General features: G+C 34.3%; 24 protein-coding genes. All 24 read right to left on the bottom strand.

What is annotated here, in order from left to right; genetic code table 11:
• Positions 1 to 234 precede the first annotated feature (234 nt).
• The 24 genes from AC1FXZ_RS10550 to AC1FXZ_RS10435 all read right to left on the bottom strand — a co-directional run bounded on the left by AC1FXZ_RS10550 (position 235) and on the right by AC1FXZ_RS10435 (position 26080).
• A complete protein-coding gene (locus tag AC1FXZ_RS10550; protein WP_480053320.1) occupies positions 235 to 1530 on the bottom strand; it encodes a recombinase family protein in 1296 nt (431 codons plus the stop codon).
• 208 nt (positions 1531 to 1738) lie between these two features.
• Entirely contained in the window at positions 1739 to 2701 is a 963-nt protein-coding gene (locus AC1FXZ_RS10545; RefSeq protein WP_480053318.1) for a ParB N-terminal domain-containing protein, read from the bottom strand.
• A gap of 208 nt (positions 2702 to 2909) precedes the next feature.
• On the bottom strand, positions 2910 to 3386 hold the full coding sequence (locus AC1FXZ_RS10540; RefSeq protein WP_480053316.1) for a VanZ family protein: 477 nt from the start codon (positions 3384 to 3386) through the stop codon (positions 2910 to 2912).
• Positions 3386 to 4552, bottom strand: a complete 1167-nt coding sequence (locus tag AC1FXZ_RS10535; protein WP_480053314.1) for a nucleotide sugar dehydrogenase — start codon at positions 4550 to 4552, stop codon at positions 3386 to 3388. Before AC1FXZ_RS10535 ends, AC1FXZ_RS10540 begins: the two co-directional genes overlap by 1 nt.
• An 83-nt stretch (positions 4553 to 4635) precedes the next feature.
• Entirely contained in the window at positions 4636 to 5649 is a 1014-nt protein-coding gene (locus AC1FXZ_RS10530; RefSeq protein ID WP_480053312.1) for an NAD-dependent epimerase, read from the bottom strand.
• A 508-nt stretch (positions 5650 to 6157) separates the two neighbouring features.
• The gene (locus AC1FXZ_RS10525) at positions 6158 to 7354 is read right to left on the bottom strand and encodes an ATP-grasp fold amidoligase family protein (RefSeq protein ID WP_480053310.1); all 1197 of its coding nucleotides are present in this window, start codon (positions 7352 to 7354) and stop codon (positions 6158 to 6160) included.
• 79 nt (positions 7355 to 7433) lie between these two features.
• Positions 7434 to 8747 carry an oligosaccharide flippase family protein gene (locus AC1FXZ_RS10520; protein ID WP_480053308.1) on the bottom strand — a complete coding sequence of 438 codons (1314 nt, stop codon included), beginning with the start codon at positions 8745 to 8747 and terminating at the stop codon, positions 7434 to 7436.
• 178 nt (positions 8748 to 8925) lie between these two features.
• The gene (gene murB / locus AC1FXZ_RS10515) at positions 8926 to 9804 is read right to left on the bottom strand and encodes a UDP-N-acetylmuramate dehydrogenase (protein ID WP_480053306.1); all 879 of its coding nucleotides are present in this window, start codon (positions 9802 to 9804) and stop codon (positions 8926 to 8928) included.
• A complete protein-coding gene (locus tag AC1FXZ_RS10510) occupies positions 9794 to 11074 on the bottom strand; it encodes a UDP-N-acetylglucosamine 1-carboxyvinyltransferase (RefSeq protein WP_480053304.1) in 1281 nt (426 codons plus the stop codon). Before AC1FXZ_RS10510 ends, murB begins: the two co-directional genes overlap by 11 nt.
• Positions 11075 to 11183: 109 nt before the next feature.
• Positions 11184 to 12413, bottom strand: a complete 1230-nt coding sequence (locus tag AC1FXZ_RS10505; protein WP_480053302.1) for a glycosyltransferase family protein — start codon at positions 12411 to 12413, stop codon at positions 11184 to 11186.
• 50 nt (positions 12414 to 12463) lie between these two features.
• Positions 12464 to 12991 carry an acyltransferase gene (locus tag AC1FXZ_RS10500; protein ID WP_480053300.1) on the bottom strand — a complete coding sequence of 176 codons (528 nt, stop codon included), beginning with the start codon at positions 12989 to 12991 and terminating at the stop codon, positions 12464 to 12466.
• A 285-nt stretch (positions 12992 to 13276) separates the two neighbouring features.
• The gene (locus tag AC1FXZ_RS10495) at positions 13277 to 14413 is read right to left on the bottom strand and encodes a CapA family protein (protein ID WP_480053298.1); all 1137 of its coding nucleotides are present in this window, start codon (positions 14411 to 14413) and stop codon (positions 13277 to 13279) included.
• Positions 14414 to 14436: 23 nt separating this feature from the next.
• Entirely contained in the window at positions 14437 to 15354 is a 918-nt protein-coding gene (locus tag AC1FXZ_RS10490) for an ATP-grasp fold amidoligase family protein (RefSeq protein WP_480053296.1), read from the bottom strand.
• A 14-nt stretch (positions 15355 to 15368) separates the two neighbouring features.
• Positions 15369 to 16568 (bottom strand): O-antigen ligase family protein, encoded by a 1200-nt coding sequence (locus tag AC1FXZ_RS10485; protein WP_480053294.1) that lies wholly within the window; start codon positions 16566 to 16568, stop codon positions 15369 to 15371.
• A 55-nt stretch (positions 16569 to 16623) separates the two neighbouring features.
• Complete coding sequence (locus AC1FXZ_RS10480; RefSeq protein WP_480053292.1) at positions 16624 to 17775, bottom strand: glycosyltransferase; 1152 nt, start codon at positions 17773 to 17775, stop codon at positions 16624 to 16626.
• A gap of 19 nt (positions 17776 to 17794) precedes the next feature.
• Positions 17795 to 18274, bottom strand: a complete 480-nt coding sequence (pssE, locus tag AC1FXZ_RS10475) for a PssE/Cps14G family polysaccharide biosynthesis glycosyltransferase (protein ID WP_480053290.1) — start codon at positions 18272 to 18274, stop codon at positions 17795 to 17797.
• The gene (gene pssD, locus AC1FXZ_RS10470) at positions 18271 to 18738 is read right to left on the bottom strand and encodes a PssD/Cps14F family polysaccharide biosynthesis glycosyltransferase (RefSeq protein WP_480053288.1); all 468 of its coding nucleotides are present in this window, start codon (positions 18736 to 18738) and stop codon (positions 18271 to 18273) included. The genes pssE and pssD overlap by 4 nt, the downstream gene beginning before the upstream one ends.
• A 1-nt stretch (position 18739) precedes the next feature.
• Complete coding sequence (locus tag AC1FXZ_RS10465; RefSeq protein WP_480053286.1) at positions 18740 to 19615, bottom strand: NAD-dependent epimerase/dehydratase family protein; 876 nt, start codon at positions 19613 to 19615, stop codon at positions 18740 to 18742.
• Positions 19615 to 20247 carry a sugar transferase gene (locus tag AC1FXZ_RS10460; protein ID WP_480053284.1) on the bottom strand — a complete coding sequence of 211 codons (633 nt, stop codon included), beginning with the start codon at positions 20245 to 20247 and terminating at the stop codon, positions 19615 to 19617. Before AC1FXZ_RS10460 ends, AC1FXZ_RS10465 begins: the two co-directional genes overlap by 1 nt.
• 224 nt (positions 20248 to 20471) lie before the next feature.
• On the bottom strand, positions 20472 to 22292 hold the full coding sequence (locus AC1FXZ_RS10455) for a polysaccharide biosynthesis protein (protein WP_480053282.1): 1821 nt from the start codon (positions 22290 to 22292) through the stop codon (positions 20472 to 20474).
• 120 nt (positions 22293 to 22412) lie between these two features.
• Positions 22413 to 23315, bottom strand: coding sequence for a UTP--glucose-1-phosphate uridylyltransferase GalU (galU, locus tag AC1FXZ_RS10450; RefSeq protein WP_480053280.1), 903 nt, complete (start codon positions 23313 to 23315; stop codon positions 22413 to 22415).
• A gap of 572 nt (positions 23316 to 23887) precedes the next feature.
• Entirely contained in the window at positions 23888 to 24655 is a 768-nt protein-coding gene (locus AC1FXZ_RS10445; RefSeq protein WP_480053278.1) for a tyrosine-protein phosphatase, read from the bottom strand.
• 21 nt (positions 24656 to 24676) lie between these two features.
• Entirely contained in the window at positions 24677 to 25375 is a 699-nt protein-coding gene (locus AC1FXZ_RS10440) for a CpsD/CapB family tyrosine-protein kinase (RefSeq protein ID WP_480053276.1), read from the bottom strand.
• Complete coding sequence (locus tag AC1FXZ_RS10435) at positions 25376 to 26080, bottom strand: YveK family protein (RefSeq protein WP_480053274.1); 705 nt, start codon at positions 26078 to 26080, stop codon at positions 25376 to 25378.
• Between the last annotated feature and the right edge of the window lie 168 nt (positions 26081 to 26248).

Genomic DNA, 26248 nt, shown 5'->3' with positions numbered 1-26248 from the left:
CCCACCAAGCTGCTATACGGTAAACTCCGTACGCTAACTCGGTGGGTTTTTTATTTTAATACTGCTATTTATTATTAAAGTACTTCTTTTTGAAATCATCAGCACACTCTTTACAACAAAATATATGACCGTCTTTCACATACTCTAACCCAATTTTAGTGAGAACTAAATTACCACAATAATCACAAATTGTTCCATCTGAAAACCGTGTGACCAAATCCCCCAGCTCCCTAATCACTTTTTCTTCTTCCGAGCCTTACGCTTCATCTTCAACCGCCATGCCATCATGTTATTTCCGAAAGCGGTGAGCTGCATCCCAAACTTTAAATCGTAGACAATTCTTCCGTCTGGATGAATGACTCCCTTTTCAATAACCCTGCTGAAAATATCTGGTCGGAATTCAATCCGTTCCTTATCTGGCTTGAATTCCTGGATCCCTTCTAATTCTTCTAGAAACCATTCCAGGTCCTTTTCCGCTTTAAGACAGTTTTGTTCTCTATCTTCAAAGTCGTAAATTTGATTTTGCAGCAAAACGATCTGATCTGTTATCTCTTTTATTTGGGTAGGATCGCCACCCTGCTGTTCACCTTCCTCTACGGTATCGTAGAGTTTATAGTAAAGCTGCTGCATGTCTTCCTTAACTCGTTCTATCTGCTTGCGTTCACTATCGTTTGGAATAAGTCCTTTGAGTGCTTGCCCGATATTATCCCTGAAACCATCGTCCTTTTTCATTTCCTGCAAGAGGGCCATAAAAGTATGTTCAATGGATACTTCTCTAAACCCTCGCACTTCACACGTTTCTTCTAGATACTTTTTCTCTGCCGTTCTACATCGCCAGTAATGAACCCCACCTTTTGAACTCCTTACGTGAATGACTGGTGCTCCACATTCGGAGCAATGAAATATGTTAAAAAACTCTTTGCGATCGTGACGCCTTTTTTTACTTCCTTTTCTATTTTCACTTCGATTATTCATAATCAATTGAGCTGCATCCCAATCTTCTCGACTCACAATGGCTGGATGATCGTCTTTTATTGTGTATTGAGGAAGTTCACCCCTGTTTTCAGTCATTTTCCCTGTTATCGTATCCTTGACATAATATCTTTGGTAAACAAAGTATCCGCAGTAAATCGGGTTGGTAATCATGCTATCCATGGAAGTACTATGCCACTTCTTTTTGCCTCTGGCGGTTTCAATGCCGTCTTCGGTTAATTCATTTGCTATTTGATTTGTTGTTTTACCTGCCAAAAGCTCACGATAAATCCTGCGTATTACTTCTGCTTGTTCATGATTGATTACCAGGTTCCCCTCTTCATCGTAATCATAGCCATATCGAGCATACTTGGTTTTAAATTGTCCTCGTTCTGCTAATCGGCACTTTCCCCAAGATACTAACTCTGCAAGGCTTCTGCTTTCTTCTTGGGCCAATCCACTATATACCGTCAGCATTACTTCACCATCTGCATCTAAGGTCCGTATGTCCTCTTTTTGAAACACAACCTCTACCGGAGGCTTCAGTGCTTTTAGCATTCGCACCGTCTCAAGAACCGCCGTGGAGACGGATAGATAAAAATTTTAATATAGGAAATGGATAAAAAATAAGGATCTATATATTGTGAGCTCCTTGTTTTTGAGCAACCAAAATAGCCCACCACCTATTTAAGTAATGAGCTAGCTGATACGAGTTTCTTCTATAATATAAACCTATTATTTTAACGTATGAAGCTTTGAGACTTTATTAATGTTCCAAGCTTTCACCGTCTTCATCTTCTAGATTTTCACGAGCCTGTTCATCCTTAGGAAAATCCGACCATTTTAGTGGAGGGTTCAATATTAATATTAAGTTCCTGAGTGATTTAGTCAGTTTACCTTTTTCCTTTTCTGATAGATAATCCGCGTAATATCGGTTGCGAAATATTCTCTCTATTTTCTTTATTAAGACCAATGTTACATTATGCATGAATGTATGATTACTTTTAGTGTATCCAGCTTGCAAACTACTTTCACTGACAATCTCTTCCACAGTTTCATAGTTTTTAGTGTGCTGCTCGATTATCTGGTCAATACATTCTTTTGTATTTTCCTCCGGTATATCCTTAAAAGCATTTTCATTGGTAGCTTTTCTTATGATATCAACAGTGGACTTATTGATTTGTCGATCTATATATTTATCAGCAATGTAATTTTTTGTTTCTTCACTTATATTTAATTTATGAATATCAGTGAATGCATGCCTACCAGCACCAGTTTGCTCTCCTCTTCTTATCCATTCCGGATTAACTTCGGAGCCACGTATATATTTGTTTATAGTCTCAACAGTGACATCACAAAGGCTCGCAATTAATCTGGCATCGTAATTTTCATTTTCTAATAGTCGGTTAATCATTCTTTCCAGCTGGTATGCAGTTCTCTTCTTAGTGTGTAACTCTATCCCTAACCTTTTAACTATTCTTTCCTCTTCTGATGATTGCTTTTCTACATTACATTCGGCATCTTCTATTTCTAAAAATTCAAGGGCATAAAAGCGACGGTACCCATCCACTAACACATATTGATTTTTACCTTCTTCCTCAACAATTAACGGCACTTTTAGTCCTTGTCTATTAATGTTTAATTCTAAACTTAAATCCTTCTCACTTTTTCGATAACTTGTTTCCAACCTTATCTGGGAAAGTTTTATCTTCTTTGGCTGCTTGCTCATGTTGAACCACCCATTTCATTTTTATTAATGGGTATTCAGTGAGTAAATTGTACTATTACAATATTCTACAGAATTTTTCAAACCACGCTTAAAAAGCCAACCAAGCGTTACCATTAAATACAATTACATGTATAGGTATAATAAGAGGTATAGTTTATTTTTGAAAGCGCGAGAACCGTCCCCGCGCTCCTTCCCACGCTCCCAAAACTCAACTTACTTTTTCATCTCTCATACTGTAGATATCAGCTCTCCGTCTCTTTTTCACTACCCTACTAAACAACAAATACACTCCAATCCCAATACTCGCACCAGCAGTATCAATGATGACATCTCTTACTTCACCAGATCTCCCTGGAATAAACTGCTGATGGACTTCATCAGATATGGCGTAGAGTATACAGATCAGTAGTGCCAAGCCTATGCTTCGATAGCTACTTGACCTTAAAGCATTAATCACCAAAAAACCAAGAATTAGATAAATAAAAAAGTGAGCGTTCTTTCTGACCTCACCGTGGAAGTCTCGAATATCAAATTCCATATTAGGGGCAACTTTTTCTACTGCTTGAGCTATCACTTCAGTTACGCCACCACTTAATTCTCTAGATGCTTCTGCTGGTTGATGAGATAGATAGAAGATTAACGATGCCCAAAGAATAACAGCTGTCCATGAAAATACCCTAAACATCAATCCCTATTAAACAAATCCCGAGTATAAACTTTGTCTTCTACATCAACTAAAGTAGGTTCAAGTCTGTTTGAAACAATAATATCAGATACACGCTTGAATTCATCTAAATCTTTAATTACTGTAAAACCATCAAACTGGTCCTCTTGTAACACTGGTTCATAAATAACAACTTCAATACCTTCATCTTTAATACGTTGCATAATCCCTTGTATAGCAGATGCTCTAAAGTTATCAGAATCTGTTTTCATTGTTAGTCGATAGATTCCTACCATTTTTGGTTTCTGATCGATAATTCTAGATGCAATAACCTCTTTTCTAGTATCGTTTGCATCTACTATTGCACCAATAATATTATTAGGGACACCTTCAAAGTTAGCTCTTAATTGCTTTGTATCCTTTGGTAGGCAGTAGCCACCGTATCCGAATGATGGGTTGTTGTAATGACCACCAATACGAGGGTCTAATCCAACTCCTTCAATAATTTGCTTTGTATTCAGTCCATGAACTTCGGCATAAGAATCTAGCTCATTAAAATACGCCACACGCATGGCTAAGTATGTGTTAGAAAAGAGCTTTACCGCTTCTGCTTCTGTTGAATCTGTAAACAGTACAGGAACATCCTCTTTGATCGCTCCTTCAGCTAATAACGCTGCAAACTTCTCTGCTCGTTCAGATTTCTCACCAACGATAATTCTCGAAGGATATAAATTGTCATATAAAGCTTTTCCTTCTCGAAGGAACTCAGGAGAGAACATGATATTCTCCGTTTGGAATTTTTCTTTTATTTCTTTTGTATATCCTACTGGGATTGTAGATTTAATAATCATTACTGCATCTGGGTTAATTGACAGCACATTATCAATTACCTTTTCTACTGAGCTTGTATTAAAATAATTTGTTTCAGGATCATAGTCTGTTGGTGTCGCAATGACAACAAACTCGGCTTCTTTAAACGCTTCAGTAGGGTCAGTAGTTGCAGTTAAATTCAGCTCTTTTGTTGCTAAGAACTCTTCAATTTCTTTATCTACTATCGGCGATCTTTTATTATTGATCATATCTACTTTTTCTTGAATAATATCAAGAGCAATAACTTCATTATGTTGAGCTAATAGTACGGCGTTAGATAAGCCTACGTAGCCCGTCCCTGCAATAGCAATCTTCATCTTTATATACTCCCTTACTTAAGGTACTTTTGTTACCTCTTTATAAAAAAAATAACCCCTCTTTCACCAAGAGGGGATTAGCTTCAATTACCTACATTATAATAATCTTTGTACCACTCAACAAACTTTTTTAGTCCTTCATCAATTGAAGTAGTAGGTTTAAAGCCTGTTGCTCGGTTTAATGCTTCAATATCTGCAAACGTCGCCTGCACATCTCCTGGCTGCATTGGCAAAAATTCTTTCTTTGCTTCAATACCTAAATGTTTTTCCAATGTAGAGATAAAGTCCATTAATTTAACAGGTTGGTTGTTACCAATATTATAAACTTTATATGGTGCATAGCTTGAGCTTGGGTCTGGATTTTCACGATCCCAATTTTCATTTTGTACAGGTGGTTGATCAATTAAACGTACAATTCCCTCAACAATGTCGTCAATATAGGTAAAATCACGCTGCATGTTTCCTTCATTGAAAACTTTAATCGTATTTCCTTCAACAATGTTTTTAGTAAAAGAGAAATATGCCATATCAGGTCTTCCCATCGGACCATAAACGGTAAAGAAACGAAGCCCAGTTGTAGGAATACCATATAAATGACTATACGTATGAGCCATTAACTCATTTGACTTTTTTGTAGCAGCATATAAACTTACTGGATGATTTACTTCATCTGAAGTTGAAAAAGGCATCTTCACATTGGCTCCGTATACAGAGCTTGAAGATGCATAAATTAAATGTTTAATGTCATTGTGACGACAAGCCTCTAATATATTAGTGAAGCCTAATATATTTGAGTCAATATAAGCATGAGGGTTTTCTAGGCTGTATCGCACTCCGGCTTGCGCTGCTAAGTTAATTACAACATCAATCTGTTCATTATTAAAACATTTATTTAGCATATCATGATTAGCCAGATCTCCTTCATAAAATACAAAAGAGTCAAACTTATTCAATATTGTTAACCGATCATATTTCAATTTAACATCATAGTACTCATTCAAGTTGTCATACCCGAAAACGTTATATCCTAATTCTAATAACTTTTTTGAAAGATGCATACCGACAAAGCCAGCTGCACCAGTTATGAAAACTTTCATTTTTATCACTCCTTCTATACTTTATTAAAAAAAATTAATCCGACTCCATAGAATGTGTAGATGAACTACTATTGCGTATTAGGAGCAGGCCCTCTTCCTTATAGAATATTTGTTTTGGATACGATTTTAATTAATATATATAAATACTCTTCTAATAACATTCTCTCAATTCAATTATTCTATAAATAAATCTTAAATAATGATATACACACATTACTCATTACATAGAAATACTTATCTATTGTAACATCTTTTTCTTACTGTGATATTAAAGGAAGAGTTATTTAAATATAAAAAAATTCACCCTATCTAAGCTATAAAGTGAAGTAGTAGATTTAGGAAAACAACTTACTAATCTAGTTATTAATTTTTAGAATTTACAAGTTAACTTAAAAAGGTCAGTGCATTTTACACTCTATTCAGATGATTATTAACAAATTCTAAAAATCAAATATTTAACCTTCTTATCTAACAAACTATAAACTTAATTAGTAAGTTTTAAAACCCTTTATTTTTCGACATTGATCCCTGATAAAAATTCATTGTACTTTTCGAATTTTTTCCCATTAAGTAAATCCATATATAAACGCTCTTCCGCTTCTAAAAAAAGTTGCCCTAGCCATCTATCTGATTCATTATTATGAGCATCGTAAGTTCCTGGTCTGGGTGTAAATTCACCAAAAACTAATCCATTAGATGACTGTATAAAATCAATTCTTATAAATGGGGCAGGTATTTCTAAACTAATTTTCGAAACCTCATTTATTTGTTCCTTTGAAATTCCAGATCCCTCAAAAAGACTCTCCTTGTATAAACCAGTATTCATTTTTTGACCATTTGCATCCCACATGCAATGTTTTACCTCAGGATACCTAACTATTTCGAGTATTAGAGCTATTTTTCCATAAAAACAATAAAATTTAAAATCCCGACCCGAAAGCTTACTAATTTTATCTTCATAAATAATTTCTTCGTAGAGCCATTGATCTTGTTTTACTTTATTATTCTCCAAGTCAGCTTTTATATTCTTATAGAGTTCCTCTCTTCCATTTAAAGTAGTACTTCTTTTAATATCATATATCTGATTTTCATTATGAACTATATACACTCCCCTTGAACCACTTGCGTTCGCTGGTTTAATTACAATACCTTCTTCATATGGTAATTCAGAATAGCTTACACTTCTTTTGGAATACCAAGGTCTTCTAACACCAAGTTTATCAACGAAAAAATACCCTTTTTCCTTATCTTCAAGTATCCACTCAGGCAAGTGATTAAACATTTGGCGCTTTCTCGACCGTGAATTAAGACTTACTCTAAATGAGCCAAACTGCTGCAAGGAAATAGAATTGTCATTACATTGCCTTGTAATGAATTGAGGTACCTCTTCAATATTGAGACCTTCTAAGATCTTGGAATAAATCTCTTCTTTTAAATTATGAGGCTCATTTTTATATATTCTAGCTATAGAAGTTAAAGTTTTTTGGTTCTCTTGACTTCTGAGTTTTTGTTTTTTTACAACCCTATCTAGATGTCTAAGTAGCCTTTTATCCGATGCCATTAAAAATAAAATAACAACATTTTGCCAAACCGAATTTATAGATTTAGATCTTAGTATTGTTAGAAAACCGTATGAAAATTTATATAATTTCCGTTTTTTTATTTTGTTTTTAAGGGTGGATCTTAACAGTTTAATTATTTTCAATACAACCATTCTCCTTTTTGCTATCTAAAAAATCTAGATGCTCCTTGGAATGTTAACATTTAATATAGGTTCAATTTCATTATAGCTTCTTTCGCATTAATAAAACTATTTTACTTTTCAACAATTCTATATCTTTTTTTCTTAATAAGATTAGTTGTGAAAGGGGAATTTTATGGACTCGTGAATAGATAATACCTAGTGTAATAGCACCAATTGTATAACTAATTGTTGAAGCCCATGCTGACCCTTCAATACCATATAACGGAACCCAATAAATATTTAGCATAATATTTATAATTACGGGAGCCAAAAACGCCCACACTGCAAATAAGGGTTGTCCACGACCTTGTAAATCTGAATGTAATATTTTCGAAATTACAATAATCCATACACCAGGTAATAATATTCTTAGTATCTTAGATGCATCACTAAAAGCTTCTCCATATAATAAGGTAATAAAAACTTCAGCTATTAAAAAAAGTACAACACACACACCTAATAAAATAGGCAAAACAATTCTTAATAAGAGGGTAGAACGATTTACCGCCTCTTCCACCGTTTTACTATTTGCACTCCTTGCAAATAGTACAAATGTAACTGCAGCAGGTACCTGCCATATTAATTCAGCTAAATTTACTCCAGTTGCATAAATCCCAACATCACTAGCAGCCACCATTCGTTCCAACATTACTAAATCAATTTTATAATTAAGTGTCAATACGAAAAATGCAAAAGCATAACGCATTCCATAACTAGCTAATTTCTGTGGTATTGGAGCAATATATCTAAGTTTGATAGGATTATTCTTAATTATTATATATATAATATAAACACAAACAGTCATATAAATTATTAATTCAACAAATGCAGCACCTAAAACATCTAAATCTAGTAACCATATAAATAAAATGATACCTAAAATTCTTATTAAAATTTTAAGCAGTTGATTAATATTAATTTTTCCTATTTTCTCTTGTCCTTCAAGAACTCCACTCGCATAGTTATATATAAGTCTTAATGGTACCGTTATTAATATTATTAACAATAGTAACCAATGATAATCTGAAGATAGTAATCCAAAAAAGTAAAATCCAACAATAAATGTTGAAATTGCACTTGTAACTAACCACAAAATAAACGCAGAGGAAAGAATTTCATCCCTTTTATACAGTGACTGGCCGATAAAATAGCCAATTGATCTTTTCACCCCTAATTGGGCCAAGGTTGCTACTAACGTAGGGACCACTAAAAGTGAGACAATAATACCTTTTCCCTCTGGTCCTAGTATTCTAGCCAGTAAAATTGAGGCAATAAATCCCCCAAATAAAACCACAAACTTAGTAATAAATGAGGTAACTATATTAAAAGCAAAGCTTCTTTTTTTATTTTTCAATCATACCCTTCCCCTCTACTAACTTTGCGTACTCATTTTTAATCTTTATATAATTACTATAGTTTAAGTGGATTGAATCTCACAATTAAATAACCAGCAAAATAAATAAATCCCCCTAAAAGGAGGATCACTGAAAAATAATATATGAGATTACAATCACCCATTTGCACAAATGTTTCTATACCTTAATTACTTCTAATTCTAAAGTAATGTTAGCCTTATCCTTTACTTCCTTTTGGATAAATGAAATTAATCCTTCTATATCTCCCGAACTAGCATTTCCAACATTCTCGATCCAATTGCCATGAATTAGACTTATTTTTGCTCCACCAATTACTGTACCTTTTAGCCCTAGCAGTTCAATTACCTTTCCTGGATAAGGTCCTCCTAGTGGACTTTTAAATGTGCTACCTGCAGTTGGAACATTAAGAGGAAATTTCTTTCGTCTACGATCCGTTATTTCCTTTGTCAAGGCTAAAGCTTGTTCTTTATCCACCAATTCTTTTTTAAATTCAGCTGATAAAATAACAACATTTCTTCTCTGAAATTTACTCAATCTAAAATCAAACCCAATACTATCAACGATTTCGTGTTGTATGTCACCTTCTTCATCTAGATAAGTAACAGATAGCAATACATCTTTAGTTTCTTTCCCTGCTGAACCAGCATTCATAATAACTGCACCACCAACAGTACCAGGTATTCCAGCATAAAAATCAAAGTTACCTATTCCATTTCTAGCTAAATGAAATGCAAGTTTTGGAAGCATACACCCACTCCCAACTACTATTTTGTCTTTTTCAATAGTAATAAAATTTAATGTCTTTGAGATATTAATTATAACTCCATCATAATAATCATCACTCTTTAATATATTTGAACCATTACCCATAGCAAAATAGGGTAATTGTTTTACTTTACAATATTTGATAATGGACTTAATTTCTTCAATAGTTTCGGGAAAAACAATAGCTCTACACTTCCCACCAACTTTCCATGAGGTATATGGAGCCAAATGAGTATCGAGAAACACCTTGCATGATAAGTCACCTAACATCGATATCCGCACCTAAACTAGATAATTTTTGATGAATATTTTCATAACCTCGACTTATCTGTGCAATGTTAGTAATAACAGTCTCACCTTCAGTAAATAACCCCACTAAAATACAAGCTGCACCTCCACGTAAATCTGTTGCCCTTACGTTAGTCCCTTTTAAAGGTTTCCCACCCTTAATTATTGCTGTATTTCCAAAGGCAGTAATATCGGCATCAAACTTCTTTAATTCCTCTACATACTGGAAGCGATCTGTAAAGCGTAAGTCAGCAATTGTACTTGTACCTTTTGCAGCAAGAGCTAACGTAGCAAATATAGGCTGCATATCAGAGTTAATTCCAGGGTAAGGTGCTGTAAATAAATCAAATGTCTTCTTTTCACCTTTACCAGATACATAAATTGAAGAACCCCATTCAAATACTTGTACACCCGCAAGGTTTAGATAGCGAACGTCTTCTTTAATAAATGTTGTATTAAAATTAGGGATGCATATTTCTCCACCAGTGACTCCAGCAGCAACTGCATATGTCACAGCCTCGTCCCACCCTGGCATTACGGAAACTTCAACACCCCCACGAATTCTAGTTTGCCCCTCTACAGAAACTACTCGATTACTACAAGAAACTTTTGCTCCCATTGCGTTAAGTAAGTCTGCTAATTGAATAACTTCTGGACGAGTATTGGCATTTAATAAAGTTGTGTTTCCTACAGCCAATACTGAAGCAATCATAACATTTTCTGTACCTGATGTCGTCGGGAGGTAGAATTCAATATTATTACCTATTAATTTATGTGAAACTAAATGTAAACCGCGCTCATTTTCTTTTACGTGTGCACCAAGTTTCTCCATCCCTAGAATATGAAGATCATATTTCCTATCACCAATTTTGCATCCACCTGGTAGTGGCAACTCTAACTCTTCACCAAATGCTGCGGCGAGACCCAATAGTAATAATGAGTATCTAATTTCACTTGCTCTTTGTGGTGCAACTTTTTGATTTGGAAAACTTCCTCGCTTACAAGAGACAGTTGTACCATCTATCTCAATAGTTGCGCCTAACTCTTGTAAAATACCAATTAAAATATTTACATCACGTAAAGTTGTCGGAACATTTTTAAGTACAGTAAAGTCTTCTCCTAGACATGCTGCTGCTATCATCGGTAAAGCTGCATTCTTAGCACCTGATAACTTCACTTCTCCAAATAACTTATTTCCACCCTTAATCACATACTCTTTTTTGACTTGGGTTCTATCTAAAATTAATGACATTATATAACTCCTTCTAGTTTTTAATTTAATATTATCAAGTATTTTAATAAACCTAAATTTATATAGCTGGATCTCTAAGGAAAATAATTAGAATCAAAGAAATTTATTATTATTTAGTTTTTTGAAATTTACTTATTAATGCTAACCTGAAGTAATTTATTGTTGCAGATAATAATATTATTTTATGTTTAATTCTTTTTTTGCTTTCCTTTTTCTTATTGTTACTTCTCATATAGTCTTCTTCAAACATCGGATAAAGTTTATCTTTTAAATAGTCCGTGTGGTATCTATACCTAACTTTTTCAAAAGTACTATAATAATCATCAAAATTAATATTTTTCTCCCTAACTTTTTTAATAATAGTCAATATATCTTCCTTTGAAGTAATGTGAGAAATATTTCTACCACTAAAATTATAATGATAGAGGTTTTCAATATTTTCATCATTACAAATTGAAAAGTTTCCATCTTCACCGACTACAAACCCTATCCTATTAACCATTATAGGTTCAACAACACTTCTTCCTTTCCCAAAGACAAAATGCGCCCGATAGAATTCATTATTTAAATTATTCACGTGACCCAAAACGATAATAAGTTCTTTTTCAACTTCTCTGTTTATTTCATGTGCAATTGATTTTATACTACCAAAATGGCTACCGTCTCCAGCAATTCTTAAAACAACATTTTGATTATTTAAATGTAACCATTTTGTTAACTCCATGGTAGCTTTAACAGATTTGACTTTGTTAGAGTCTAACCTTGAGACAATTAATAGATTAAGTGGTACTTTACTTTCAACTTCAGAATAGTGCATTTTCCATTTTGTATCCTCAACGCAGGAAATTCTGTTTGAGATAATGGAAATTTCACTGCCAGGGTAACCTCCAGATAACACAGAATCTATATTTTCACTACTAAAGCAAATAACCTTATTTGCTGACCAATACTTTATAGTATTTATTTTATTAGACATATCTCCTCCAGCTACTACAATAAGGTGATTAATACCTAAGACCTTACTAATATATGAGCAGAAAAAAATATTAATTGGGCTAACTGATACTATTGTATCTACTTCTTCTAAAACAACATCGTCATAAAATTTAAAGACTGATTTAACTAATTGAAAAAGGTTTTTTTTGGCAAACAACTTTTCCAAATTTGATGAATATTTTATAGGGATACCAGCTTCTTTAAACTTCAGTTCTATAGCTTCGTTATTTTTAGAACCATCAACCCTTACTACATTTCCAGTCCCTAAGAAAATATTCGCGTATTGGAGAATAGATAATGGAGCTCCTCCCCCAAAACCTGCTATCTTAAATAGTATCTTCATAATAAAATCTCCTCACATAATAACAGAACCTTGAATGGATAAATAAGTAATTATTTAATAGGGACTATATTATTTGTATTATTCGCTGTTACAAGAGAATTAGAAGGAATTTCACCTTTTACAACGGTACCTGCACCTATAACAGAGTTTTTCCCAATATGTGTACCCCTTAAAATTATTACACCAGCTCCTATCCAACAACCTTCTTCAATAGTAATATCAGAGCATTTGTACTTATTGGCTTCAAATCCTTTATTATTGAAGATATGATCATGATCATATATACACACATTCGGACCAAAAGAACAATTGTTACCAATTGAAATCTTTTGTCTACAAATAACAATACAATTTCTATTAAAACTAACATGTTTTCCTATTTCCAAATTACCATTTACACAAACTAAATGTACGTTAGATTGAGTACGAACACCCTCTAGATAGCAACTACCTTGACTTTGTACTTTTATCTTAGTATCATAGTTAATTACATGTTTCAAACCTTTAATTTTTAACAACTTTTGATATTTAAATTTCAAAATAAAAATTTTTATAATACTGACTAGTTTTTTAAGCATAAATACATATGCCCCTCTCATACCTCGAAAATAGAATCCATGAATTATATTTCCACTTTAAAAATTTAAAACATTCCACCTGTGGAGAACTAAGGTAATCATCCAATTCCAAAGGCAAAATGTTTATTTATTTAAATTTACTATATAACTGTACTATTTAATTTCAAATAACCAAATATATTTTCAAACGGAAGGCCCACAAGAATTTATTATTTTTAACTTTAGTTATATTGGATAAAGAAGACACAACAATATGCATGTTAAAATTTTTTATATAATGATGTATTATATCTTTGATTTATTTAATTCCAGATCCAAACCTTTAATTATAAGTTCTCTATGAGCTTCACATTCAATCGTGTTTTGTATAGCTGCTAATTGTTCTTTACTATATTTATTTTTAATTAGTCTATTTTTTAATATAATTCGGTCAATACGAGAAAGCCACTTTCCATAACCTGATAGTTTCCTAAGGTATATCCCAAGGTAATCTTTTGATAATTTTTTGTACTCCTCTTCAATAAAACCATCATTCAAAATTTCCTCTGACCTTTTTAAAAAGCCTTCTAGAATAGTTTTTGATTCTTTAGGATTTGCAAAGCGTGTCCCCTTTTCAGTTCTTACAATAGGAATATAATCAACATTTATATCTTTTGAAAGACTAACTTTAATCAAAAAACTATTATTCCAATAGTCATTATCGTGTTTATTAAATATAAAATTACCTTGGCCATAGACTATTTTCCCTCTTATATAATCTTCGTAACAACCCACACAATGACTATGTTGACATAGAACTAAATCAGCACCCTTTTCAATCATTTTCCTACAGACTTTTTGTAGATATGGTGACGGGTAACGGTAATGTTCCTTTCCACCGTGGTAAGTAACAATTACATAATCACAATTTTCCTTTAGTTCCCTTATATGATCTAAACTTTCTAAAGGATCAAAAGGATTAGCTCCAGCCTTGTCTTTACTAGCAATTGAAAATTCATTCTCGGCACAAGCATATATCCCGACTTTCAATCCATTATTATAAAGTATATATGGTTTAATCGCTTCATGAATATTATCTCCAACACCTATAAAAGGGATGTTCTTTTCTTCCAATACTTTTTTAGTGGATTTAAGACCTTGCTCTCCTTGATCCATAATATGATTATTTGCTAATGTAATTAAACTAGGTTGAAGAGCTTTTATCCCTCTAGATGTCTTAGTTGAAGCTATTAAGTTGGGGCCGCATTTAGTAATTTGCCTTTCCCAATCTACCAATGGCACTTCTAAATTAAAAATACGGTGATCAGCCTTATTCCAAAATTCGCTTAACTCTTCTCCCAATAAATTAATCTTATCGCCTTTAAAAAACAGATCTATATTTTTATTTGTCGGAACTACGTCACCACCAAAAATTATTTCCATATTAATCAACCCTTCTAATTGAATTAATTCACACTTTTATTAGGTAATTTCAATAAGTCTCCTATAACCCTATTAAATTTAACAGGTTTAAATGTACCAAAACCACTTGTAGGATAAAAGGTTAATTCTCCAAAAAATATATTTCCTTTTACGAGGTAAAAGTCCACCCTAACGAAAGGTATATTTTCAGAAAGTTTTTTGGCTAACTGTAACATCAACTCATACTTTTCTGGTTTTAAATGAGCCTCTCTTGACTTAGGAAGGGGTCTCAATCCATTAAAAGACATATGATTCCAATCCGTATCATAAAAGTCAATGGTTTCATGACTACCTCTTCCCCTTATCACTTGACAATATTTGGGTTCCCCATTAAAACAGTAGAATTTAAAGTCTGTTAGTCCTATACTTTTATTTGTTTCTATTAAGAATTGTTCACAAATAATCTTAGGTTTAAGGTCTTTATATGGCCATTCTCTTCCAAACCAAAACCAATTTTTATTCATCCACTTTTTTAGTTTGTTTTTAGAATTTTTTATATCGAACTTACTTTTATCTTTGCAAATAATGTTAGATCCCGAACCATGAGTGCATTTCATTATAAATCTACTTGGAAGGTTGTCCCAATCTATTTCTTCAACGCTACTATAAACACCTAGAAGTGGAATAAGGTATTTATCCCCAATGGTATTACTTATATGTGCCCTAACAGCATACTTATCAACAAATATGCAATATTCTGGGTTTCTATCATAAAGCTTTAGCCACTGTATTTTTTCATTAAATGTCTTAGGATTTTCTAAATCCAACCCTCTTCCTAACTCACCAAAGTAAACTAATTTTAAATAGATTTTATCTGGAATCCAATTTAATAAATTACGATCACCTAAGATACGTATTAACCTAAATGGATTTCTAATAACACGTAACATTTTTTTAACCACTATTTTTACCACCTCTAACCTTGATCATAATAACGTTTACCTTTGTAATACCTTTCGTCACGCTTTAGATAGATATAATAACTTACACACAATGCTATTATTACATGCGTTATTAGATGTTTGTATGAAACTAATGCGGTATCCATAAACAATATAATTGTTATAAACACAATAATTACACTATAGTTTTTATTCCCTTTTATTCTCCTTATAACCGAAGATATTAATATACCGAACAGAAGACTATAATACAAAATAAAGCCAACAGCACCCGTTGCAACTAATAACTCTATATAATTATTATGTGCATAAGAACCATAGGAACTTATTAACCTATAATTTTCAAAACCATAACCCACAATAGGACTTTGCTTAAAAAGTAGCCATCCTTCTTCTATCAACGATAACCTTGTAAGACTAGAGGCATTAAGGTTTCCAGTTAATATGTTCATACCTTCAAGTCTTTTTCCTATTACATCATAAAGCATTGGAATATTCATAGTAGCTTCATATAATATCCATATAAATAAGAGAATTATAGGGACGGTTAATATCTTATGCTTTATTTTACTAGCCATGAGAAGGAATACCAACGAAACCCCCCCTGCTATTACCAAAAACGCTTTTCTAGAACCCGTTAGTAAGCCTATAATAATAAAAGGAATAATGTAAATATAATACTGTTTTTTATTGAGCTCTTTCCCTAAATATGCAGCTGAGATGCTTGCATATGCCAATACCAGCCCAATTCTATTTGGGTTTAAGTCTAAGTTCCCACCTAACCTTTCCGTACCCCATACGTCAAAAGGAGTAGAAATTAAGACTCTTAAAGTGAGTACACCCCCAGCAAACACAATACATTTTAATGCAAAATGAAATTTCTTTTCATCATTGATAAATGATATAACAGCAGTATAAAACATTAACTTTGAACCTAGATTAATTACATCTATTGAAGAGGTTTGAACATCAAAAGCAAATAAAGAGATAAATAGCCCCCAAGTTATAAATAGCCCCATCCAAATAAAATGTATTGTTAACCTAAATTTATTAGTTTTTACAGCATATAATAGTATTAAACTTACAAAAACTAGTTGCATGCCAATAGATAAATTTCTACTAGTAGAGTAAGCATAGACTGTACAAACCGTAAGGAAAAAAAACAAATATATAAATTTATATTGTGTTTCCTGTTCTTGAGGACTAAGAAGCACTTCTTTTTACCTCCTATATACATCTAAACATCTTATATACTTTTAACGTAAATTACTATTTTGTAAGAGCCATTATCCACTTTACAATATTTTGAGCCCTTCTTTCATAATTAAATTCTTTGGATTTAATTAAAGATTTTTTGCTTAACTCTTCCCTATATAAATCATTATTGGATAGCAACTTAATACTTGAATTAACTTCTTCCTGGCTATAAGGATCAATCAAAATGGCCGTATCTTTATTTAAAATATCATAATTAAACTCTCTATCAGACGATATAATGGGTAACCCACATGCCATAGCCTCAATAATAGCATTACAGCAACCCTCATTCAGGGTTGGTAACACAAAGGCATCAGCAGCACTATAAAACCATGGTAAATCATTTGGGTCGACTATGCCACTATGCATTGTCTTAGCACCAACTGGAGATATTGATCCTTTCCCAGCATAGATCCCATAAACTCCATCTAAATGATTAACAGCATTAATAACTTTATCTATTCCTTTGCGTTTGATATAGTGACCTACAAATGCAACTATAAATTTGTCCATAGGTAATCCCAATTTCTCTCGCGATTCCCTTTTATCTCTTTGATAATAATGTTCAGTTCTAACAGCATTTGGGAATACTTCAATTATAGCCTCATTAGCTACACCAAGGTCTACCAAATCGTTTTTATTCTTGCTTGAAACAGAAACCACACCTGATATTGTTTCTAACTCTCTAGTCACTTTTTCTAAACCTATATTTTTAATTGACCATGGCGAACTCTCTCCATATGCTAAAATAGATGGAATATTGAATTCCTTTCCTATTCTAGCGGCTGTAATACCAGCAGGAGTAATAAAATGTCCGTATACTATGTCTGGTTTCATTCTAAATGATTTAATTACTTTTTTTACAGCTTGTGCAAAACCTTCTAGGGTTATCTTTGCGGTATTCATTACTTTTAAATCTTGTTGCCCAAAACCAATATACCTAGGGAAGTATACAGTTACCTTTGATCCGTTCTTTGTAGTCTCTTCAATTTCATAAGGTAGTTTTACTCCTTGGACAACATTAATATTAGAAGCTATCGGGCATATAACAGTACATTTTATTCCCATATCAGCTAAAGACCAAACAAATTGTTGAACAAAAACTAATGCAGCTGGATCATATTTATTAGGGTATTTACTTGAAATAATACAAATACTTTTCATTTAACATTTGTTCTCCTCTCTAAAAATTTTCAACAAATTGCTGAATAATATGAAGAGTTTGCGAAGGCTTATTGTATTTTTTTATTATAGGATCACTTTTGGAAGCATGAATACAGTTATACAAATCACCCATATCTAATACACACCGTATATACCCTTCTTTTTCTAGAACGCTTGCCACTTGGATTTGATGGTCATCAATATGCTCGCCAAATCTAGCTAATCTAGGTACAGCTATTACTTGCTTTTCCATCTTCAATGCTCCAATTAAAGCTCCTGTACCTCCATGTGAGATTACTAAACTTGCATTTTGTTGGTATAATTTAAAATCATCAACTGACATAAAACGTGTATACTCAAAGTGTTTAGGTAGATATGAAGATTGTCCAATTTGAGCATATACTTCTTCAGTTATATATCCGTTACTAATTAATTCATCAAGCTTTTTAAAAAGTCGATTAAATTGATATTCTCTTGATCCCACACAAACGAAAATCAATATAAACTCCCCCCATAAACTGCCTTTGGATACACTTCTTTTAATGGCTCCCATTGTATTATGAATAAATCAGCATACTTATACATCAATTTCCCAGCCCTTGTTCCATCATAAACTCTGGCATAAGTTTCTATATATATAAGTTTTTTTCGAAAAACCTTTGCAAAAAAAGCCATTGGTAAAACAATCATAGTTCCAGTGGTTATAACATAATCAGGTTTTTCTTTATACCAAATCCATAAAGTCTTAAAAGTGTTGGCTAACATTTTTAAGGGGAATAGTTTGTCCTTCATACCTGTTTGAATCAAATAATAATCGGCTTTTGATGAATAATCTGCTCTTTCTGTTACCCAAAAAATATCGTTATCCTTAGCTAATGGAGCCAACATTTTTAATTGTTCGTAATGGCCTCCAGAAGAGGATATTAAACATATCTTCTTTCGTTTCTCCTGTAACTTTTTCATCTTATTTCCCTTCCAGCATAGTTTTTTCGGAAATTCTAACTGTTTCACGCAAATTTCTAACCCTGTAATTATTCTTATAATTACTTATACTTTGATCATAAACCAAATTACCAAATGCTTTATTAATTAGCCTAATTCTCCAGCCAAGCACTCGCAATAGTGGGTTGAACACCTTTGTCAGTCTAATATTTTTACCGTGCACCTCTGCTATGAGTTTTACCATTTCACTAGTCTTCACATATTCACTATTTTGTGGAAAGAACAGTCCTCTTTCTTTATTCTCAATCATTAATCTAATAAACTCACAAAGATTATCTATATGAAGCATACTACGTTGATTATCAACGTCAGGAAATATAGGAAGTTTCTGAGCAACTTTTGCAAGTTTTTGATAATTACCCTTAGATCCCTTCCCGTATATCATTGGTGGTCTTAAAATTACAACTTTAAATTCATCATTTTCTAGAGGTTTGATACCTTCCTCTGCTTGCAACTTACTATTTCCATAAAAATTACTTGGTATAGGCTTTGTATCCTTATTAATGACTCTTTGATCGTTGCTGCTATCACCATATACAATGATACTACTTAAAAAGATAAACTGTTTTATGCCGTCGATTTTAGCCTTCTCAGCGACTTCAATCGTTAAGTCACGATTTACTTTATAATATAAACCTTCCATCTTTGGATCCGATGAGACATGTGCTATTCCTGCTACATGTAAAACAGTCTCATAACCAGAGAAACTCTTCTCCCTCCACTTATCACTTCGTAAACTAATTGAGTCTATTGAATAACAGTCAGGGTAGTTTTCTAACCATTTTTCAAAGCTATTACCAACATAGCTATTTACTCCAGTAATTAAAATTCTTTTCATTAATTAACCTTCTCCTTAGTGCTAGCAACTTCTTTTTTAGACGCCGATCCTGTACCACCTTCAACTACACCATCACTTTTAACAACACTCACTATCGTTCCAAAAAAGCACTTAATATCCATACATATACCTATCTTTTTTACATAATGGCCGTCTAATTTAGCTTTTACTTCAATGGGAAGCTCATCCCTACCATTAATCTGAGCCCAACCTGTCAATCCAGGAGGGACATCATTTGCACCGTACTTATCACGCTCTGCAATAAGATCGTATTGATTCCATAACGCTGGTCTTGGACCGATAATACTCATCTGTCCAACAAAAATATTCCAAATCTGAGGCAGTTCATCTAATGATGTTTTTCTAAGAAACTTACCCATTTTCGTAATATATTGATCCGGATTATCTAAGAGATGCGTCGGAGTATCCTTTGGAGTATCAATTCTCATTGTTCGAAACTTCAATATATTAAAGTGCGTTTTGTTAATTCCAACACGTTTTTGTTTAAAGAACACTGGTCCTTTCGAATCTACCTTAATACCTAAGATTAGAATTAAAAAAAATGGTGACAAAATAATTAGACCAAATAATGAAAGAATAATATCTATTAACCTTTTTATTTTCAAATACATCTCTCTGTTCCCACTCCCCGATAATATTTAGTTTGTTAGAACTTAATTGGAATTGAAATTTTCCAATAAAATGCTAACCCTCTAAACTTCAATGGTATTTAAATGCCTATTTTGATCCTCATGATCTAGATAAAAATAGAAGAAGGAAATCACAAACCTTTCCTTCTTCTATTTTTTAATGTAGAGTGTTGGTGTTAAAGAGAGTACATCTATTTTCAAATAATTCACTTAACTCTCCCGACCACCGCCAACTCCCTCACCCGGAAATTCGCAATATCCAACAACTCTCCTCTTAACTCATCCTTACTCAACCCTTCAAACCTCTCCACCAAGTTATACGTCACATTAATATTCACCTCAGGCGTCTTCCCACGATAAATCTTCGGATACACCTGCTCACTGTGAACTTCATCCTCACCAAGCAATTCCTCAAACATCTTCTCTCCAGGTCTCATTCCAGAGAATACAATCGGAATCTCTTCTTCGGTATAACCAGACAGCTTAATAAGATTACGAGCTAAGTCAACAATCTTCACCGGTTCACCCATATCAAGCACAAACACTTCGCCACCTTCAGCGAGCGCTCCAGCTTGAAGTACGAGCCTTGAAGCTTCTGGTATCGTCATAAAGTAACGGACCATATCAGGATGTGTGACCGTTACAGGCCCACCATTTTGAATCTGCTCTTTAAACAAAGGAATCACACTACCACGGCTGCCAAGTACATTCCCAAAACGGACAGCGACAAAGCGTGTATCGCTGATCATATCCATATGCTGCACAACCATCTCCGCAATCCGTTTCGTTGCCCCCATCACACTCGTCGGGTTAACAGCTTTATCCGTCGAAACCATCACGAATGTATTCACACCAGCTTCACACGCTGCTTCTGCGACATTTTTCGTTCCAATGACATTATTCTTTACAGCCTCTTCAGGATTGCGTTCCATTAACGGAACATGCTTATGTGCTGCTGCATGGAAGACGACATGTGGCTTTCTAGAAGACATGATCGAGAACATCTTCTCGCGATCTTGAACATCGGCAATTTCTGTTGAAATGTTAACGTCTGGTACGTTTCTTCTTAGCTCCATTTCAATTGAGTAAATGCTATTCTCACCGTGTCCAAGTAAGACAAGCTCTTGTGGTTCAAAGCCTGCTACTTGGCGGCAAATTTCTGAACCAATTGACCCTCCAGCACCGGTAACAAGGATTGTCTTTCCTTTGATATACTGTTTAATCCCAGCAACATCAAGTTCAACCGGTTCACGTCCGAGTAAGTCTTCCACTTGAACATCACGGAACTGATTGACTGATACTTTCCCAGACATAATATCCTCGATCCGGGGAAGAATTTGTGTTTTTGCTTTTGTTTTTGAACATTCTTCAAAAATCGTGTTTAATTCTTTTCTACTTAGGGAAGGGATAGCTATAATGATATGTTCAACCTTTAATTTTTCTACCGTAGGCGCAATTTCTTGTACGCCTCCAACAACAGGCAAGTCTAGTACTTCCAAGTTCTGCTTTAATCCATCATCATCGATAAACGCAACTGGATGTAAGTCTGATTCCTGGCTTTGCTGTAGCTGTCGTGCTACCATGGTTCCAGCTGCACCTGCACCAATAATTAAAGTATTTCTTTTATTGTTTTTCGGTTGAATATAATAATCTCGATATAATCTCCAAAAGAAGCGTGAACCTCCGATAAAGAGGATGTGCATCATCCACGTAATCGCTAGCGCACGTAAGGTTATCTGTTGGAAGAAGACAAGTTGAACGACCCCTGTAACGATAATCGATAGTGTTACAGCTTTAAAGATTCCGTTCAGTTCCGAAATACTAGCATATTGCCAAACCTTTTTATACAACTTGTATTTAGCTGCAAATAAGTGGTGGCAAATTAACAGTGTGACTGAACTTACAAGCAGTAATAACGTAAATGGATTCGCTAATGGAATTAATAAAAAATTACTAATAAATATGGCCGTAATTACAATCAACGAATCAACAGTCATCAAAGCAGCTATCCGTTTTCGATATGACATTCGGTTTTCCCCTTTCTATGAAAAAAGCATTCAAGGAAAAGATAAACTATTATCGTTTGTATAATAGTTTATCTTTTTAGGAGTGCTTTGTAGAAGGGGAGGCAATCCCCTTCGTCTGTTTTAACTATTTACTAGCTTACTTGATTTGATCAGTTCTTCCATTTCTTTAAGCAATGGTCCGTTTAACTCTTCATCTTGCAAAGCGAACTTTAACGTCGTTAACACAAAGCCAAATTTCTCGCCAACATCAAAGCGCTCCCCTTCAAAATCATAGGCAAATACCGACTGTAATTCATTTAAGCGTTGAATCGCATCTGTTAATTGAATTTCGCCACCAGCGCCTGTTTCCTGATTTTCTAGCAAAGTAAAAATCTCCGGAGTTAATAAGTAACGTCCCATAATTGCTAAGTTAGAAGGAGCTTCGCCTTGTGCTGGTTTTTCAACAAAATTGGTTACTTGATACGTACGACCTTCTTGAGAAATCGGGTCAACAATCCCGTATCTGTGGGTTTGGTCATCTGCTACTGTTTGAACGCCAATAACAGAAGAGCCTGTTTCGTTGTACACATCAATTAATTGCTTTGTACAAGGTGTCTCTGACTGCACAATATCGTCTCCAAGTAATACGGCAAACGGCTCATCGCCGATAAACTTACGCGCACACCAAACGGCATGTCCAAGTCCTTTTGGTTCTTTTTGACGAATGTAGTGAATATCGACTTTTGATGCTGCTTGTACTTTATCTAAGAGAGCAAACTTTTCTTTTTCAATTAAGTTTTGCTCTAATTCAAACGCATGGTCGAAATGATCCTCAATCGCACGCTTCCCTTTCCCTGTTACGATAATAATGTCTTCAATTCCAGATTCAACAGCTTCTTCAATGATGTATTGGATTGTTGGCTTATCAACGATTGGTAACATTTCTTTTGGCATCGCCTTTGTAGCCGGAAGAAACCTCGTTCCAAGACCAGCAGCTGGGATGATCGCTTTTCGTACTTTTTTATTCAATGTATAAACCCCCATTAAAGAAAATAAATGCTCATAGTAAAGAAAAACTCTAAGCTATACTTCTTTTCATAAGACACATAGCTTAGAGTTCTATCCATTTAGTAAATATAAAAAGGGCATCCAACCCCTCCTCACATCATACCAGTGACGAAACTACGTCTAAGGTTACTATCAACCCACAGCATGACCGAGTACCTCCGTCGATAACGGCAAGGAGGCATTGCCCAATTACTTTTTCGTTGTCCTTACCTTAAAATATGAATTTACGCCCTCATATAGATAATTAAAGTTACCTACTTTTTACTAAGACCAAAGTCTTAATTAATTCCCAACAGTTTCGACATGCTCATAGAGCAGTGTAACACATATACAAACGACAAAAGACTACCAAAAACTTGGTAATTAACCTTGAAAGCCTTGTATATCAAATATATTTGACAATTGTTGCACTCTCTACAAATAACTAGTCTACTAGTTTCTTTTACAAGATTCAACATAAACCGTGTATGACCATTCGACATATTTCGCAGGTCTAAAGAAATAGTTGCTGTGATAATAGTTATAAAAAAAAGCCTATTATTGGCTTTTTAAAATAGAAAGAAACGTTTCTTTCTCGTGATTTGTTCTGCTGGGAGTGTTTGTACGTGATCATTGTTAATGAGTAATTCAGCATTCTCTTTAAAGTAGTACACAGCTTCCATTCCAAACGTACCCTCGAGACTTGAGTACGCCTCTTCTAGCCTGAACGGTCGCTCATTATTGTTGTGAGCATCTGATGCGACAAAATGAGTCAAGTTCGCTTCAATGACTTGTTCGGTGAACTTCTTTATTTTCTTCCCTAAGTGTCCTGTGACACTCGCTGCCGTTACTTGCGTTAATGCACCGTTTTTCACTAGCTCATAAAGCTTTTCAGGTTTCTCTGTTAACACTTTATTTCGTTCGGGATGTGCGATAATCGGTGTGTAGCCTTGCATCTGCAATTCATAAAATAATCTCGTTGTGTAGTGTGGGATACTGCTTGATGGGAACTCTACTAATACATAAGAGCTTCCTGGTGTCATAGGGAGCACATCGCCAAGTTCGATTTGTCGCAAGATTTCTCCGTGTAATCGAACTTCCTGTGACGGGATCACTGTGATGGTACTACCTGCTTCTTTTAATGCCACGTTAAGTTCGTCTACTTTTCTTAAGACAGAGTAGCCGTCATTTTCAAACATCGGGTGCTGGTGGTGAGGGGTTGCAATAATCGTTGTAATTCCTTCTGATTCTGCCAGTCTAGCAAGCTCTATACTTTCTGCTAGAGTTTTCGGACCATCATCGACACCCGGAAGTATATGGCAATGCATATCAATCATCTTGCAACCCCCTTAATTTTTTTACTTAGTAGCGTAATAGTAATAGTAGCTGCCTGATTCGATCTTTTTATTATTTAACACTGCGCCTAATATGTTCGCTTTTGCTGTTACCAGTTGATCTTTTGCTTTTTTCACGTCTTCACGTTCGGTTTTTCCACTTGAGACAACAAGAACGGTTCCGTCACATTTACCAGCTAATATTTGTGCGTCAGTCACTGCCATTACAGGTGGTGAATCTATGATAATCGTATCAAACATTTCTTGTGCTCGTTCAAGGATTAGTCCCATCATTCTTGAATTTAATAATTCGGCTGGGTTAGGTGGAATCGGACCACATGGTAAAATTGCTAAATTATTTATTTTTGATTGTTGAATTGTTTCTTCTAAGCTCATTTGCCTCGCTAGGACGCTTGTTAAGCCCTGTAAAGTCGGCATGCCAAATGTATGATGTACTGTCGGTTTTCTCATATCGGCATCTAGTAATAATGTCGATTGTCCGTTTTGCGCCATCACGATTGCTAAATTCGCTGCAGTTGTTGACTTTCCTTCTCCAGGACCAGCAGATGTAACAAGAATCGTTTTAACCTCGCGATCGACAGAAGCGTATTCAATGTTCGTTCGGATTGTACGATACTGCTCAGAGATCGGTGAACTTTTCCCACCGTCAGTAATTAAGTTACGTTGCAGCTTTGCTTGAAATTGTTTTCCTTTACGAGACATTTATTTGTCACCTCTTCCACGTTTCTTGCTATTAGTGCCATCATCCATCGCCGCAACCACACCTAAGATTGGTATGTCGAGTACTTCTTCAATGTCTTTTTCCGTTTTCATCGTTGTATCAAGGAATTCAAGTAAAAATGCTAGACCAACAGCTGCCATTAACCCGACGACAAATGCAATTGCGATATTTAATGTAGGGTTTGGTGCTACTGGAGATGTTGGAACTCCTGCTTGCGAGAGAATACTAACATTATCTACATTCATAATTGAAACGATATCGCGTTGGAATACAGATGCGACCGTATTGGCAATCGTAGCTGCCGTAGCTGGGTTCTCGTGTTGTACAGAAATGCTGACTACTTGTGAGTTGTTTTGGCTTGAAACAGAGACTGAGTTGTTTAATGCCCCGACTGATTCTGATAAATTCGCTTCTTCTATAACTTCTTCTAATATAATAGGACTTTTGATGATTTCGCTATACGTATTAATTAGTTCTACATTGGTTCTAATGTCATTTTGTGTATATATATTGTCTTGTTGTGTCTGGTTAACTAGAATTTGCGTTGCACTTTGATAAATGGGTGTTAATAGGAAATAACTAACTAGAGCACTTATTAACACAGCAATAATTGGAATAATAATAACAAGTTTCAAACGTCTTTTTAATGTGAGGAATATATCCTTTAAGCTAATCGTTTCTTCCATTCTATTCGAGAACCTCCTAAATTAAGTAACTGACAACAAAGTGGATTATATCACAGATTGTCAGATCTTGTTGAAATTATTTGTTGCTAGTTAGCTACAATTTTACTATAATGACCTAAGAATTCTATACTAGATTTCTGGTAATTATCTAACTCTAAATAGAAAGAG

The organism is Halalkalibacter sp. HAAS-P014, from assembly GCF_056619965.1.
This window is presented reverse-complemented; position numbering and strand designations above follow the sequence as displayed.

Coding starts and splice junctions, on each gene's coding strand:
- AC1FXZ_RS10460 (WP_480053284.1), bottom strand. CDS start 20,247: ATGTATTTGAAAATAAAAAGGTTAATAGATATTATTCTTTCATTATTT.
- AC1FXZ_RS10435 (WP_480053274.1), bottom strand. CDS start 26,080: ATGGAAGAAACGATTAGCTTAAAGGATATATTCCTCACATTAAAAAGA.
- AC1FXZ_RS10545 (WP_480053318.1), bottom strand. CDS start 2,701: ATGAGCAAGCAGCCAAAGAAGATAAAACTTTCCCAGATAAGGTTGGAA.
- AC1FXZ_RS10440 (WP_480053276.1), bottom strand. CDS start 25,375: ATGTCTCGTAAAGGAAAACAATTTCAAGCAAAGCTGCAACGTAACTTA.
- AC1FXZ_RS10530 (WP_480053312.1), bottom strand. CDS start 5,649: ATGAAAGTTTTCATAACTGGTGCAGCTGGCTTTGTCGGTATGCATCTT.
- AC1FXZ_RS10500 (WP_480053300.1), bottom strand. CDS start 12,991: ATGCTTAAAAAACTAGTCAGTATTATAAAAATTTTTATTTTGAAATTT.
- AC1FXZ_RS10455 (WP_480053282.1), bottom strand. CDS start 22,292: ATGTCATATCGAAAACGGATAGCTGCTTTGATGACTGTTGATTCGTTG.
- pssD (WP_480053288.1), bottom strand. CDS start 18,738: ATGAAAAAGTTACAGGAGAAACGAAAGAAGATATGTTTAATATCCTCT.
- AC1FXZ_RS10445 (WP_480053278.1), bottom strand. CDS start 24,655: ATGATTGATATGCATTGCCATATACTTCCGGGTGTCGATGATGGTCCG.
- AC1FXZ_RS10550 (WP_480053320.1), bottom strand. CDS start 1,530: ATGCTAAAAGCACTGAAGCCTCCGGTAGAGGTTGTGTTTCAAAAAGAG.
- AC1FXZ_RS10480 (WP_480053292.1), bottom strand. CDS start 17,775: ATGAAAAGTATTTGTATTATTTCAAGTAAATACCCTAATAAATATGAT.
- AC1FXZ_RS10535 (WP_480053314.1), bottom strand. CDS start 4,552: ATGAAGATTGCTATTGCAGGGACGGGCTACGTAGGCTTATCTAACGCC.
- AC1FXZ_RS10465 (WP_480053286.1), bottom strand. CDS start 19,615: ATGAAAAGAATTTTAATTACTGGAGTAAATAGCTATGTTGGTAATAGC.
- murB (WP_480053306.1), bottom strand. CDS start 9,804: ATGTTAGGTGACTTATCATGCAAGGTGTTTCTCGATACTCATTTGGCT.
- AC1FXZ_RS10540 (WP_480053316.1), bottom strand. CDS start 3,386: ATGTTTAGGGTATTTTCATGGACAGCTGTTATTCTTTGGGCATCGTTA.
- AC1FXZ_RS10495 (WP_480053298.1), bottom strand. CDS start 14,413: ATGGAAATAATTTTTGGTGGTGACGTAGTTCCGACAAATAAAAATATA.
- AC1FXZ_RS10505 (WP_480053302.1), bottom strand. CDS start 12,413: ATGAAGATACTATTTAAGATAGCAGGTTTTGGGGGAGGAGCTCCATTA.
- AC1FXZ_RS10510 (WP_480053304.1), bottom strand. CDS start 11,074: ATGTCATTAATTTTAGATAGAACCCAAGTCAAAAAAGAGTATGTGATT.
- galU (WP_480053280.1), bottom strand. CDS start 23,315: ATGGGGGTTTATACATTGAATAAAAAAGTACGAAAAGCGATCATCCCA.